This is a genomic window from Pseudomonas sp. PLMAX (genome assembly GCF_046042685.1).
Classification (GTDB): Bacteria; Pseudomonadota; Gammaproteobacteria; order Pseudomonadales; family Pseudomonadaceae; genus Aquipseudomonas; species Aquipseudomonas putida_AE.
Genome location: NZ_CP064949.1, coordinates 4,637,461 through 4,651,271 on the forward strand (window position 1 = coordinate 4,637,461; position 13,811 = coordinate 4,651,271).

A 13,811-nucleotide genomic window follows, 5' to 3' on the forward strand; every position below is an offset into this window, starting at 1 on the left:
TTGAAACCTGACCATCGTTCAAACCATTTTTAATCACCGACTCATGAGAAAAACGCATCAATAAATCCGGCTCGCCCTCCTCCACTTAACGCCCGTCGACGCACTCACCCAGGGGGTCAGCCACCGAAACCAGGTTAGAGCTGGCAATCCCGTTTGGCGTCACCGGATGATGCAGCGGCGCATCCTTTTGCAGGTGCTTGCCCGTGACTTTCGCCTGGCCTACGCACAGTGCGAGCAACGCGGCGCTGCCGGCATAGAAAAAGTAGAAGCTTGAGGTGCCGAAGAACTCCATCAGCACACCCGCAATCAGCGGACCGATGCAGGCGCCGACACCAAAGGTGATCAACAACATGCCCGACAGCGAAACGCGCAGTTGCGGCTCCATGTTGTCGTTGGCCAACGCCACGCCCAACGGGTAGAGGCAGAACTGCAGAAAGCCGATCGCCGAGCCGAACCACAGCAGAGTCACGAATGCAGGCGCTTGATTGAAGCCCAGCGGCAGGCTGATGAGCACCAGCAAGACCGCCACCGCGCGGATCAGACTTGGCCGAGGCAGACGATCCGAGAGCCAGCCCAACGGCAACTGCGCCAACAGCCCGGCACCGATGGTCAACGCCATGAGCTGGCCGACCTGTGCTGTTTCCAGTCCCTGTTTGCTGGCATAGATCGCCGCCAGCCCGTAGAAGCTTCCATTGATCATGCCGGACACCAGAATCGTCACCAGGGATTGCGGAATGCGCCGCACAAACAATCGCAGGTCGATCGAAGCCGCGGGCACCGCCGTCGGATGGGCGCTGCGAGTGAGTGCCACCGGCACCGAGCACAGCGCAAACACCATCGCCACACCCAACAGCGCACGGATTCCCAACCCCTCGTCGAGACTCAAGGCCAACTGACCAAGCATCATGCCGACGTAGCTGGCGACCATGTACAGCGCCAGCACGCTGCCGCGCTGCTCGGTCCGGGCCTGGTCGTTGAGCCAGCTTTCCAGCACCATCAGCTGGCACATCATGGCCAGCCCGACCAGCCCCCGCAGCACCAGCCAGAAAGGCAGGGACGTACTGAACTCATGCGCCAGAACCGCTGCCGCAATCAGTCCGGCACAGGCCGCATAGGTTCGAATATGCCCGACCTGTGCGATCAGGCTGCGCCCGACCCAGCCACCCAGCACCATCCCCAGGGCATTGGCGGCCATCAACGCACCACCAGCCGTTTCACTCGCCCCCATCGCATTGAGGCGCAGTGCCAGATAGGTCATCAGCAAAGTCGATCCCAGCTGCATCAACAGGCTGGCCAGATAAAGAGCACCGAAGGTTTTTGTCAGTCTTATCACCGTGCGATCCCCGAGAATTGCGCTTCAAGCCAAGCCGTGAATTTGCTTCCAGTTGCCGGGGTGAACCACATACCCGAACAACGCATGCCCGCCATAAACCAGTTCGGTGCCTTCGGGAATCCACAGCAACTGCCCGGGCGTGACCTCAAAAAGCTCGTCACCAACGCGCAATTCGAAGCAACCCTCGATCACGAAAATCACCTCGTCGTACAGCACCGTCCAGGCCACTTGCGCATCTTCCCAGCGGGCAAAACCCACGCCGATGTTCGGCGAGACTTCGTTGCTGAGGGCTCGCGCCACGTACGCGGCGCCTGGCGGGCCGCCGCGAAAGGTGAAGTCCAGGTCCTGATGGTCGATGCGCAGCACCCGGCGGTTGCCGTTATCCGCCTGGCTCATAGCTCACTCCGGCTGTTCCAGGCCGCCAGGCGAATGCGCGAGCGAACGCCCAGGCCGAGAAAAGGCTCCGGCGGGTTGAGCGACGGCATGCCGGTCACCGCGCGGATATCGTTGAGCTGTACCGAATCGGCACCCACCGCCAGATCGGCCAGCATCGTCCCGGAGATGGTGCCCCAGGCCGCGCCGACGCCGTTGTCGCACGCCGATGCGTAGACACCGTTTTCCAGTTCGCCAAAAAAGTTGGTGAAGTTGCGCGAGATGGCGTAGACGCCGCCCCAGGTATGGCTGAAAGGCACCCCGGCCAGCTGCGGGAAACGCGCCAGGAAAGCCTTGCGGTGCGAGTCCTGTATTTTCGAACGCATGGCATCGCTGGTGCTGCGGCCGTATTTGGGCACGTGCTTGTAGGTGTTGCGGATGATCAGGCGGCGGTCCTGGGTCATGCGCACCGTCGTGCCGGCGTGATCCGCCGGGGTCAGTCCCCAGTCCAGTTGGCCGCCATAGGTGGCCAGTTCCGCATCGGTCAACGGGCGGGTCCAGCTGGCAAAGGTCATGACCGGCAACAGGCGATTGCGCAGATAGCCGAACTCCTGGGTGAAGATACTCGTGCCCAGGAGCAGCTGTGGGGTACGGATCTGCCCTGCCGTGCCGTGCAGGATCCAGCCGCCACGGCCGTCGCGCTCCAGGCGCTGGATCGGTGATTCTTCCAGCAACTCGACATTGGCCGGCAAGGTCCGGGCCAGCCCCGTGACCAGCGCCGCCGGTTGCATCAGGTAGCAACCGGGGGTGTAGATCGCGCCACTGTAATGACCGGTGCCCAGCACCTTGGCCAGCTCGGCGCTATCGGCCCGGCGGAACGGTTCGCCAAGGTCGCTGATCAGCCGTTCGAAATGCTCCAGGTAGGCCAGGCCACGTTCGCCGACGGCGCCCTGGTACTTGCCGGCATGGGACCATTGGCATTCGATCCCACGGGATTGCACCAGGCCTTGCAGCTGGGCAATCGCGGAGCGGTTGAGCGACAGCAACCGCTGTTTGTGCGCGGGGTCCGGATGCTCCAGCGCGAACTTGTGCGGCAGGTCGATCACAAAGCCCGAGTTGCGCCCGGAAGCCCCATGGGCGACCCGTTGCGCATCCACCAACAGGATACGGGCTTGCGGATGATGTTCGGCCAGGCGACGGGCCGCGGCCAGGCCGGCAAAGCCTGCGCCGATCACGGCGTAGTCGGCACGCTGTTCGCCGGACAGGCGCTTGCAGGCCGGTTGTTCGGGCAGCGCTGCATACCAGCCGCAACTCGCATCGTCATAAGGCAGGTTGATCGTGTTTTTCATGGGTCTGGCCTCAGGCGACAGCCTGCTGGGTGTGCTGACAGGATTGCAGCAATGCGCTGCGTTGCGTTTGCGCTTGGCGACCGAGCAGGACAAAGCCGTTGAGCTGGTCCTGGGCGTCATAAAAACCGGCGCACAAGCCATCCTCGGTCGGCGTGCAGCGCCATTCGCCTTCGCAAGCGATGGCAGGCGCCAACAGACACAGCGGCGCGGCCGGGGTCTTGACCGTGACGGGCATCAAGGGGTAGTCGACGGCGGTCGGTTGGCCGAGCAGGGTTTTGCTCAGCGCCTGGATGCCCTGGTTGATCGGCGCCAGGTAAGGCAGCAGCTGTCCGCCAATCTCGATGCAGTCACCCAGGGCGTAGATGCCCGGCACAGAGGTTTGCAGCTGCGCATTCACTTGAATGCCTCGTCCAACCGCCACGCCGGCACTTTCGGCCAGGCTCAGGTCGGGGCGCAGACCGACGGCGGACAACACCAGGTCGGCCTCCAGGGTGCGACCATCGGCGAGTGTCAGGCGATAGCCCTGCTCGCTGGCGTCGATGGCGTGCAGCGTGTTCTGCAGATGCCAGGTCACGCCCAGTTCACCCAGCGCGTGCTGCAGCATCTGCCCGGCGTCGACGGGCAACAGGCGCTCCATCGGCCAGCGGCCCAGACCGATGACATCGACGTCAAAACCGTTGTGGGCCAGGTCGTTGGCAAACTCGCAGCCGATCAGGCCGTCCCCGAGGATCGCAACACGTCGCACGCCGCCCAGGCGCTCACGGAAGCCGTGATAGTCCTGCAGATTATTGACGCTGATCAGCGCTGACGTATCGCCCTGGATCGGCAAGCGGATCGGTTGCGCACCGCTGGCGAGGACCAGCTGGCCGTACTCCATGTCACCGAAGCTGGTGCGCAGGCGCCGCGCCGAACTGTCGATGCCCAGTACCTTGCAGTGTGGATAGACACGCAGGTTCAGACGCTGCTCGATGGCCAGCGGCGATTCGCCGGACAAAGCCTCGGCGCTTTTGCCCTGGGACAGCCCGATCGAGAGCGCGGGTTTGGAGTACAGGTGACCGGACTCCTGGGTCAGCACGCGGATCTCCACCTTGGGGTCAACCTTGCGCAACGCCTGGGCCAGGCCGTAACCGGCATAACCGCTGCCGATGATGACGATCGGCTGACGCGGCGACGGTGCGGCGACAGGCAGCGGCGGCGCGCTGAGCGGCACGCTGGCGACAGCGGCCGCCTGGGTGTACTCACTGATATCGAGCATCTCGAAATCGGCCTTGCCCACGTGGCATTCGGGGCACATCCAGTCTTCGGGGACATCTTCCCAACGGGTGCCGGCGGCGATGCCGTCCTGCGGCCAGCCCAGGGCCTCGTCGTAGATCAGGCCACACACGATGCAAAGCCAGGTCTTGAACATACTATTCACTCCCCCGCCACCCGGATGGCTACGTTCTTGGTGCGCACGTAGCTGTACAAGGCTTCCTGGCCCTTTTCCCGACCAAAGCCCGACAGACCGACGCCGCCAAACGGTGTTTCAATGCCGCCGGCATACCATTCGTTGACGAACACCTGGCCGGATTTCAAGCGGCGGGTGCAGCGCATCGCGCGGCTGATGTCCTGGGTGAACACCCCGGCCACCAGGCCGAATTCAGTGCCGTTGGCGATGGCAATCGCCTCGTCTTCGGTGTCGAACGGCATGATGGCCAATACCGGCCCGAACACCTCTTCCTGGGCAATGCACATCTGCGGGGTCACGTCGCGGAACACGGTCGGGCGCATGAAATGCCCGGCCCGATCAGCGAAGGCTTCACCACCGGTGACCGCTATCGCGCCGTCTTCCACTGCGCGACGGCACAAGTCTTCGATGCCCGCCAGTTGCCCGGCGCTGACCACGGGAGTGAGGTCGGCGTCGTCCTGACCCAGGCCGACGCTGAGCCCCTGGGCCATGGCGACGACGGCCTCGACCACCTCCTCATAAATCTCGCGCTGCACCAGCAGCCGCGACATCGCCGAACAGACCTGGCCGGCATTAAAGAAGATGCCCGACTGGACGCTGGCCAGCAGCTGCTCGCGGTCCGCATCGGCGAAGGCGATCGCCGCGGACTTGCCGCCCAGTTCCATCACGCTGGGAATCGCATGCTGGGCGGCATCGCGCAGGATCGACTGGCCGGTCGGTACGGAACCGGTGAACACGATCTGATCGACAGCGCGATGGCTGACCAGATACGCACCGACTTCGCGACCGCGGCCGCAAATCAGGTTGACCGCGCCGTCCGGCAAGCCGGCCTTGGCAATGGCGCGGATCAGCACGCACACGCCCAGCGGTGAAAGCTCGGGGGACTTGATGACCACCGCATTGCCCGCCGCCAGGGCCGGGGCCAGCGAACGGGCGCAGATCGACACCGGGAAATTCCACGGCACGATCTGGGCCGAAACGCCCATCGGGTCGTACAGGGTAAAGTCCATGTAGCCATTGCCCAGCGGGATCGACGTGCCCTCGATCTTGTCGGCCATGCCGGCGTAATACTCGAAGTAGCGCGCCGCCTCGATGAACTCGTCCCGGGCATCGCAAAGACGCTTGCCGTTTTCCTGGCACAGCACCCAGGCGCCCTCATCGGCCACAGCGCGAATTTCCTCGGCAATGCGCAGCAGCCAGGTGACCCGCTGCGCAGGACGCGCACGGGTCAGCTCAGCACTGTCGGCACAGCGACGGGCAGCCAGCAACGCCTGCTCGGCATCGGCAACACTGGCCTGGGCAATGGTCGCGACCGGCTCGGCCGTTCCCGGGTTGTGCACCGCCAGGTGCTGGTCGCTGTCGCACCATTGACCGTCGATGTAATTGAGCCAGTGGGAGGCTATCGGATACATGGGACCTCCTCAGGCAGACGGTGTGGTGGCGAGCAGCTGACGCGCGGCCCACTGGTGGAAGAAGTGCGTCGGGATGTCCATTTCCGGAGAGAACGCCCCGCCCTTGTAGCCTGGGGAATGACGGCCTTTCTGCATGCCTTCGACCGAGCTGATGTCCTCGGCGAACACCACTTTCCAGGACTCAAGGATCGCCTCGCGGCAAGCGCGGAACTCATCGCTGCCGGCCGCGTCGTCGCCCACATAGAACAGGCGCAGGTGTTCGATGGTGCGTCCCGGCGAGACCGGCTCCAGCTGCATGGCGAAGGCATGGTCGGCCTGGATGCCGAGCAGCACGTTGGGGAAGAATGCGACATATTCGGCGTTGCGCAGGCGATCCAGCGGCCAGGCCGGGAATTTCGGCAGATGCGTGCCGGCAACGTCCGACAGGTTGTAGGCGTAGCTGCCCTGGCCGGCGAAATGCTGGTCAAAAATGATGTTGTAGTGGTCTTCCAGGCGCGAGTACGAGTTCAGGCTCGGGTGCACCCACGGCAGGTGGTAGGCTTCGCAGTAGTTTTCCACCGCCAGCTTCCAGTTGCAGTTGATGTCCAGCGTGGTGGCGTCATGTCCCGGACGACGGCGCAGCAGGCTCATGCCGTCCTCACCGAGAAACTGCGTCCAGCGCGTGGTCAAGGGCGCCAGCATGTCTTCGAGCGGTTGTGCGTCGCCGGACAGGTTGATGAACACCATGTCCATCCAGATCGCGCTGCGGATCGCTTTCAAGCCGTGTTTTTCACAGGCGAAGCGATCGTCCTTGTGCTGGTCGATGCCGCCGACATGGGGAGTGCCGCGCAGCCCGCCATTGAGGTCGTAGGTCCAGGAATGGTAAGGGCAACGAATGACGCCCTGCACCTCACCGGCCTCTTCCACCAGCTTCATGCCGCGGTGGCTGCAAACGTTATGGAACACCTGCACCAGGCCTTCGCGGTTGCGCATCAGCAGCAAAGGCAAGCCCATGAAATCGACAGGTTTGACCGAACCGGCCTTGCCCAGATCACTCGCGAAACCGACACAGGCCCAGGTTTTACCCATGACCTGATCGCGCTCAAGCTCGAAGTAGCGTTGCTCGGTATAGAACTCGTTGCCGAGGCCGGTCGCTTCGTGGATCGGATTGAGGACGGTTTCAAGCTGATGCACAGGAATTTGCTGGATGCTGCTCATTATTGTTCTCCCCTGCTGGGCACGGTATTGGAAGGTCGGCAGGCGCATTGGCCAAGGTCCGCTGGCAGCCAGTTTGGGAAAACAGGGGGTGTCACGACAAACGATATTTGCGGCGCGACTCATGACTTTTTGTCATAAATATACGCATGCGAAGTGGCCGCTCGGCATTAAAAATACCGAGGGTTCGAGATATGAGACTTAGAGTGATTCAGTGGGTCTGAATGACAGCCATGGCGACTTCGTTACTCGTCGTCCTGCGGCGCTGGAAGTTGATTCATCAGCCAAGTGCGAAAGCGTTTTACACTTTGCCGCATGCCGCCACGCGACAAGGGTTCCAGCAAACAGAACTGGGCGTCTGTGCGTAACACGGTGTCGAGCGGTCGTACCAGGGCACCCTTGTGCAGGTGATCATCGACCAGATTCGACCAGGCCAGCGCAATACCCTGTCCGCCGATAGCCGACTGGATCAGCATCGAGTAGCTATTGATATTGATCCGGCGCTTGGGCTCGACGTTTTTCAGACCCAGGCTGCGGAACCATTCGGGCCAGCCGATCCAGTCCCGCTGCGGGTCGTCGAGGAACAGCCAGGTGCAGGCTGCCAGGTCCTCAGGCTTGCTCAAGTCTGGATGCTTGGCCAGGTAAGCGGGGCTGCACACCGGGAAGACCTCTTCGGAAAACAACGGCGTGACCTGCATGTCCCTGGGCGGCGTCCGGCAGTAATACAGGGCCAGGTCACAATCCAGGCGAGAGAAATCCTTGACCTGGTCATGTGCGATGATCCGCAGGTCGATCTCTTCGTTTTCCCGTTGGAATTCACTCACTTTAGGCAACAGCCAAAGTGAAGCCATCGCGGTACTGGTGGCGACCGTCACTTGCCCGGCGCCCTGCCAATGGCGAATTTCACCCGTGGCCTGGGCCACCTGCAGCAATGACGCACGGACCGTTTCATAATATTGGCTGGCTGCCGGTGTCAGGTGAATCGTGCGGGTGGTGCGTTCGAACAGAACCTTGCCCAAATAGTCTTCAAGCAGTCGAACCTGTCGACTGATTGCCCCTTGGGTGACGTTCAATTCCTGCGCAGCCAGGGTAAAACTCAAATGCCGCGCTGCCGCTTCAAACGCGACCAGGCTGTTGAGTGGCGGTAAAGGGTGGATTTTCATACAAGGCAGGTCACGTCGTTATTATGTTTTATCGCGGCAGTCTAGCCCCTGCCGTAGCGGGTGGACAGCGGCATCGATAGCTCGCTGCCGGATGCTTCAGACGCAGACCTGGATTGGGTAAATAGCCATTATTGCAGGCGCTGGCGATGCTCTTCCCTGAACTGTCGCCAGGACCTTTTTCAAATCAAACGAGATTGACCGTGACGTTGATGTTGTTGCGGGTGGCTTTGGAGTACGGGCAGTACTTGTGGCCGGTATCCACGAGTTTTTGCGCGGTTTCGCGATCCAGGCCCGGCAGGCTCACATTCAGCCGTGCCTGCAGCAGGTAGCCGCCTTCATTGGTGCCCAGGTCGACTTCGGTGTCGACGGCAACGTCCTTGGGCAGTGCAACTTTCAGTTCCTTGGCGGCGACACCCATCGCGCCAATGAAACAGGCTGACCAACCGGCGGCGAACAGTTGCTCCGGGTTGGTGCCGCCGCCACCGGCGCCAGGCGACGATAGCCTGATATCGAGAATGCCGTCGGAACTGCGCGATGCGCCATCCCGGCCGCCGGTGGTGTGGGTTTTTGCGGTGTACAGGACTTTGTCGAGCTGGGTCATGATGATCTCCTGATTGAATTGAGGTTCATGCAATGTCAGGTGAATCGGCCTTCCGGCTGGGTGCCAGGCATTCAATATAGACGGCGTTGCCCGACCTGGCGCCCGATCCGACAAAGGCCATAAAATCAAAAGATCGCAGCCTGCGGCAGCTCCTACAGGCCACGGTATTGTAGGAGCTGCCGCAGGCTGCGATCTCTTGATCTTACTTACGCGCCAACTTGTACTTCAAACAATCATCATAAAAACTCTGCCGAACCGCCGCCGGTTTGATCCGCGTCGGGCTGTCGTAAGTTTGTTCGGTAATGCCCATTGCCATCATCCGCATCCACGACTTGGCGAACTTGTACGACTGGATTTTTTGCCGCGCCGCATACAGCGAAACCCCGGACAACTTGAGTTCCTGGGCTCTTGCCGCGGTGCCCGCGCCCCAACTGCACATATAAGTATCACCGGGCTTCAGTTCCTTGGCCTGGGCAGAAACCGTAAGACCCGCGACGCCGAAAGAGATCAGCACGACCCAGACATTGCGCATTTGCATTCCACCTAACCGCCTGAAAATGAAGCGATTCTGGCGACAAGCGAAGAACATGGGGGCCAGCATAATGCCTTCTGTGCAATTCCTTGACCTGCATCAGTAAACGAAAGTCATTTTCTTGCGACATTTCAAAACTTTGCTATAGCTAAGCTCTCTCCGCCAACTAAAGAGGCAACGGAATGTCAGTCGCAAAGAAAATGAGTGTGGGGCAACTGACGATGTTGACCGCAGTCAACATGTTGGGCTCAGGGATCATTCTACTTCCCTCTAAACTCGCGGAAGTCGGGGGAATTTCGATACTTTCCTGGCTGATCACTGCCACCGGTTCACTGGCATTGGCCTATGCCTTTGCACGATGCGGGATGCTCAGCCGAAAAACGGGGGGCATGGGCGGATACGCCGAGTACACCTTCGGCAAGGCCGGTAACTACATCACCAACTACACCTATGGCCTCTCGCTGTTGATTGCCAACGTGGCGATCAGCATTACCGCGGTCGGCTATATCCAGGAGCTGTTCCACATTCAACTGGATTCGCTGCAAGTGGGCCTGGCGACCATTGCGCTGTTGTGGATCACCACGTTCGCCAACTTTGGCGGTGCGCGGATTACCGGCCGGATTGGGGCAGTCACCGTCTGGGGCGTGATTGCGCCGGTGGTGCTGGTGTCCACCGTGGGCTGGTTCTGGTTCGACAGCAGCGTGTACGCCGCTGGCTGGAACCCGCACAACATGGGCTGGCTCGACGCCGCGGGGGCCTCGGTAGCGATCACCTTGTGGGCCTTCCTCGGCCTGGAATCGGCGTGCGCCAACACCGATGCGGTGGAGAACCCCGAAAAGAACGTACCGATCGCGGTTCTCGGCGGCACCCTCGGCGCGGCGGTGATCTACATCGTGTCCACCAACGTCATCGCCGGCATCGTCGACAACCCGGAACTGGCCGCCTCTACCGCTCCGTTCGGCCTGGTCTTCGCCAAGATGTTCACCCCCCTGGTGGGCGACATCGTAATGGCCGCGATGGTGCTGGCCTGCATCGGCTCGCTGCTGGGCTGGCAGTTCACCATTGCCCAGGTCTACAAAAGCTCGGCGGACACCGGTTACTTCCTGTCGATCTTCGCCAAGTCCAACAAGGCCGGAACCCCGATCGTCGGCATGCTGGTGCTGCTGGCCGCGCAAACGGCGCTGGGTTTCCTCACCATCAGCCCGGACCTCAGTAAACAGTTCGACACCCTGGTCAACCTCGCGGTGGTCACCAACCTGGTGCCCTACATCCTCTCCATGGCCGCGCTGATGACCATGCAGAAGGTGTCCAACGTACCGGCCGGCAAGGCGCTGGCCACCAACATCATTGCCTGGGTGGCCGCGGCCTACAGCTACCTGGCGCTCTACAGCTCGGGCGAGCAGGCGCTGATGCTCGGCGGCGTGGCGACCATCTTCGGCTACACGCTTTTCGGCTTCGTCAACAACCGCCTGATTCGCCTCGAAGCGCTCAACAACAGCGTGCCGACGCAAACTGTCAGCGCGCAGCACCTCACTGGCAAACCGGTGCCGGTGAACAGCCTGAATAAAGCCACTCTGGAGGTTAACGCATGACGGACTATAAACATTCACTCGGGATGCTCGCGCTATTGGTCAGCGACCCGGCGGACAAGCGCACGGTGTTTGGCCGCGCCCTGGATCAGTTGGTCAGCGACGTAGAGGGTCGTGGCGTCAGCGTACTGGCCTCGGAAAGCCTCAGCGATGCGGCGTCGATCCTGCGTTCGGACCCGGCCGTGCAATGCGTGCTGATCAGCTGGGAAATGGACACCAGCAAAGATCACGAAGACTGCATCAAATTGCTGGTCAAACTGCGCGAACGCAACACCCGCGTGCCGGTGTTCCTGATCAGCGACCGGACCACCGCGTCGAGCATTCCTTTATTGGTCATGCAACACGCCGACGACTTCATCTGGCTGCCCGAAGACACCAGCCGCTTCCTCAGCGGACGTATCATGGCGGCCATCGAGCGCTATCGCCAGGCCGCCCTGCCGCCGATGTTCGGAGCGCTGGTGAAGTTTGCCAGGTCCTACGAATATTCCTGGCACACCCCCGGTCACGCCGGTGGCACGGCGTTTCTCAAAAGCACCGCGGGCCGGGCGTTCTACGAGTTCTTCGGGGAAAACCTGCTGCGTTCCGACCTGTCGATCTCGGTCGGTGAGCTGGGTTCGCTGCTCGATCACAGTGGCCCCATTGGCCAGGGCGAGCGCTACGCGGCCAAGGTGTTCGGTGCCCATCGCACCTACTACGTCACCAACGGCTCGTCGATGTCCAACCGCGTGATCCTCATGGCCAGCGTCACGCGCAACCAGATCGCCCTGTGCGACCGCAATTGCCACAAGTCCGCCGAGCACGCGATGACCCTGTCGGGGGCGCTGCCGACCTACCTGGTGCCGACGCGCAACCGCTACGGCATCATCGGCCCGATCCTCCCGCAAACCCTGAGCGCCGAAGGCGTGAAAGCGGCCATTGCCAACAACCCGATGGTCAAGGACGGCATCGACCCGACGCCGGTCCACGCGATCATCACCAACTCCACCTACGACGGCCTGACCTACAACGTCACCCGCGTCGAAGAGCTGCTGGGCCAGAGCGTCGACCGCCTGCATTTCGACGAAGCCTGGTACGGCTACGCGCGTTTCAACCCGCTGTACCGCGACCGCCACGCCATGCACGGCAGCCCGGACGATCACGATGCGTCGAAGCCGACCGTGTTCGCCACCCAGTCGACCCACAAGTTGCTGGCGGCCCTGTCCCAGGCCTCGATGATTCACGTGCGAAACGGCCGTAATCCGATCGAACACGGGCGTTTCAACGAGTCGTACATGATGCACGCCTCGACTTCGCCGAACTACGCGATCATGGCCTCCTGCGACGTCAGCTCGGCGATGATGGAAGCGCCCAGCGGGCAGATCCTCACCAGCGAATCCATCGAGGAAGCCGTGTCTTTCCGCCAGGTCATCTCGCGCATGCACCACGAGATGCTGAGCAAAGACGACTGGTTCTTCACCTGCTGGCAGCCGCCGACCGTGCAGGTGGGCAATGCCACGGTGCCGTTCCACGAAGTCGATCCGCAGCTGCTGAAAACCGAGCCGAACTGCTGGGTCCTGCACCCGAACGAGGTGTGGCACGGTTTCGGTGACATCGAGGAAGGCTACTGCATGCTGGACCCGATCAAGGTTTCGGTGCTCAGCCCCGGCATGGGTGATGACGGCAATCTACTCCCGACCGGCATCCCGGCGTGCGTGCTGACCGCGTACTTGGGGCGCCAGGGCATCGTCGTCGAGAAAACCACCGACTTCACCATCCTGTTCCTGTTCTCCATCGGCATCACCAAGGGCAAGTGGGGCACCCTGGTCAACGCGCTGCTGGACTTCAAGCGCGACTATGACGACAACGTCGAACTGGAGCTGTGCCTGCCGGATCTGCTGGCCGGTAACCAGACCCGCTACGCCGGCATGGGCCTCAAGGACCTGGCTGACGAAATCTTTGCCGCCATGAAGCAACACAAGACCACCTCGGCCATGTCCCAGGCATTCGGCACGTTGCCGCAAGCGGTGTTCAGCCCGGTGGAGGCCTACGAGAAACTGGTGCGCAACGAGATCGAACTGGTCACCCTGGAACTGGCCGCCGGGCGCATCGCCGCCACCGGTATCGTGCCGTATCCGCCGGGCATTCCCTTGCTGATGCCGGGTGAGAACGCCGGGGCTGCCGACGGTCCGTTGCTGGCCTATCTCAAGGCGCTGGAAGCCTTCGACAAATCCTTCCCGGGGTTCACCCATGACACCCACGGGATCGAAGCCGAGGCCGGGGTTTATCGGATGCTGGTACTGAAATAACAGGGCTGCACAAAACCAATGTGGGAGCGGGCTTGCTCGCGAAGGCGTCCTGTCAGTCACTATTTCAATTGACTGACACACCGCCTTCGCGACACAGGGATCTCATTCCACATCTGGATCTACGTCGGTCCAAATGCCTATGGGCAGGAGGCTTTCGACAGGTCCTTCCCGGGTTCACCCATGACACCCACGGGATCGAAGCCGAGGCCGGGGTTTATCGGATGCTGGTACTGAAATAACAGGGCTGCACAAAACCAATGTGGGAGCGGGCTTGCTCGCGAAGGCGTCCTGTCAGTCACTATTTCAATTGACTGACACACCGCCTCGCGAGCAAGCCCGCTCCCCCACAGAATCTCATTCCACATCTGGATCTACGTCGGTCCAAATGCCTATGGGCAGGAGGCTTTCGACAGGTCCTTCCCGGGGTTCACCCATGACGCCCACGGGATCGAAGCCGAGGCCGGGGTTTATCGGATGCTGGTACTGAAATAACAGGGCTGCACAAAACCAATGTGGGAGCGGGCTTGCTCGCGA

At 61.7% G+C, this 13,811-nt stretch carries 11 protein-coding genes and 1 pseudogene; 2 read left to right on the plus strand and 10 right to left on the minus strand.

Annotated elements, in window-relative coordinates:
- Nucleotides 1-85: 85 nt before the first annotated feature.
- From DKB71_RS20995 to DKB71_RS21040, 10 genes and pseudogenes are all read right to left on the minus strand, one after another.
- Nucleotides 86-1,333: an MFS transporter gene (locus DKB71_RS20995; RefSeq protein WP_323629133.1), complete on the minus strand. Its 1,248-nt coding sequence runs from the start codon at nt 1,331-1,333 to the stop codon at nt 86-88.
- Nucleotides 1,334-1,357: 24 nt separating this feature from the next.
- The gene (locus DKB71_RS21000) at nt 1,358-1,729 is read right to left on the minus strand and encodes an ethanolamine utilization protein EutQ (protein ID WP_408597163.1); all 372 of its coding nucleotides are present in this window, start codon (nt 1,727-1,729) and stop codon (nt 1,358-1,360) included.
- Nucleotides 1,726-3,054 (minus strand): NAD(P)/FAD-dependent oxidoreductase, encoded by a 1,329-nt coding sequence (locus DKB71_RS21005; protein WP_408597165.1) that lies wholly within the window; start codon nt 3,052-3,054, stop codon nt 1,726-1,728. Before DKB71_RS21005 ends, DKB71_RS21000 begins: the two co-directional genes overlap by 4 nt.
- Before the next feature lie 10 nt (nt 3,055-3,064).
- Complete coding sequence (locus DKB71_RS21010) at nt 3,065-4,309, minus strand: FAD-dependent oxidoreductase (protein ID WP_408601140.1); 1,245 nt, start codon at nt 4,307-4,309, stop codon at nt 3,065-3,067.
- Nucleotides 4,298-4,462 (minus strand): annotated as a pseudogene (locus DKB71_RS21015) (rubredoxin); the annotation flags it as partial. The gene DKB71_RS21010 and the pseudogene DKB71_RS21015, both read right to left, overlap by 12 nt.
- Nucleotides 4,463-4,467: 5 nt before the next feature.
- Nucleotides 4,468-5,913 carry an aldehyde dehydrogenase family protein gene (locus DKB71_RS21020; protein WP_408597167.1) on the minus strand — a complete coding sequence of 482 codons (1,446 nt, stop codon included), beginning with the start codon at nt 5,911-5,913 and terminating at the stop codon, nt 4,468-4,470.
- A 9-nt stretch (nt 5,914-5,922) separates the two neighbouring features.
- Nucleotides 5,923-7,110 (minus strand): aromatic ring-hydroxylating oxygenase subunit alpha, encoded by a 1,188-nt coding sequence (locus DKB71_RS21025; RefSeq protein WP_408597169.1) that lies wholly within the window; start codon nt 7,108-7,110, stop codon nt 5,923-5,925.
- 242 nt (nt 7,111-7,352) lie between these two features.
- Complete coding sequence (gene gcvA / locus DKB71_RS21030; protein ID WP_323629129.1) at nt 7,353-8,270, minus strand: transcriptional regulator GcvA; 918 nt, start codon at nt 8,268-8,270, stop codon at nt 7,353-7,355.
- 184 nt (nt 8,271-8,454) lie between these two features.
- On the minus strand, nt 8,455-8,871 hold the full coding sequence (locus DKB71_RS21035) for an organic hydroperoxide resistance protein (RefSeq protein WP_408597172.1): 417 nt from the start codon (nt 8,869-8,871) through the stop codon (nt 8,455-8,457).
- A 202-nt stretch (nt 8,872-9,073) separates the two neighbouring features.
- Nucleotides 9,074-9,403, minus strand: a complete 330-nt coding sequence (locus DKB71_RS21040) for a hypothetical protein (protein WP_274076927.1) — start codon at nt 9,401-9,403, stop codon at nt 9,074-9,076.
- 182 nt (nt 9,404-9,585) lie between these two features.
- Here DKB71_RS21040 and potE point away from each other — a divergent pair, with 182 nt between their 5' ends.
- Entirely contained in the window at nt 9,586-10,995 is a 1,410-nt protein-coding gene (gene potE, locus DKB71_RS21045; protein ID WP_274076926.1) for a putrescine-ornithine antiporter, read from the plus strand.
- Nucleotides 10,992-13,277: an Orn/Lys/Arg decarboxylase N-terminal domain-containing protein gene (locus tag DKB71_RS21050; RefSeq protein ID WP_408597174.1), complete on the plus strand. Its 2,286-nt coding sequence runs from the start codon at nt 10,992-10,994 to the stop codon at nt 13,275-13,277. Before potE ends, DKB71_RS21050 begins: the two co-directional genes overlap by 4 nt.
- Nucleotides 13,278-13,811: the final 534 nt, after the last annotated feature.

Bases quoted from the DNA above. Each gene is read 5' to 3' on its own strand.
- potE (WP_274076926.1), top strand. From the start codon at position 9,586: ATGTCAGTCGCAAAGAAAATGAGTGTGGGGCAACTGACGATGTTGACC.
- DKB71_RS21025 (WP_408597169.1), bottom strand. From the start codon at position 7,110: ATGAGCAGCATCCAGCAAATTCCTGTGCATCAGCTTGAAACCGTCCTC.
- DKB71_RS21020 (WP_408597167.1), bottom strand. From the start codon at position 5,913: ATGTATCCGATAGCCTCCCACTGGCTCAATTACATCGACGGTCAATGG.
- DKB71_RS21005 (WP_408597165.1), bottom strand. From the start codon at position 3,054: ATGAAAAACACGATCAACCTGCCTTATGACGATGCGAGTTGCGGCTGG.
- DKB71_RS21035 (WP_408597172.1), bottom strand. From the start codon at position 8,871: ATGACCCAGCTCGACAAAGTCCTGTACACCGCAAAAACCCACACCACC.
- DKB71_RS21000 (WP_408597163.1), bottom strand. From the start codon at position 1,729: ATGAGCCAGGCGGATAACGGCAACCGCCGGGTGCTGCGCATCGACCAT.
- gcvA (WP_323629129.1), bottom strand. From the start codon at position 8,270: ATGAAAATCCACCCTTTACCGCCACTCAACAGCCTGGTCGCGTTTGAA.
- DKB71_RS21050 (WP_408597174.1), top strand. From the start codon at position 10,992: ATGACGGACTATAAACATTCACTCGGGATGCTCGCGCTATTGGTCAGC.
- DKB71_RS21010 (WP_408601140.1), bottom strand. From the start codon at position 4,309: ATGCTCGATATCAGTGAGTACACCCAGGCGGCCGCTGTCGCCAGCGTG.
- DKB71_RS21040 (WP_274076927.1), bottom strand. From the start codon at position 9,403: ATGCGCAATGTCTGGGTCGTGCTGATCTCTTTCGGCGTCGCGGGTCTT.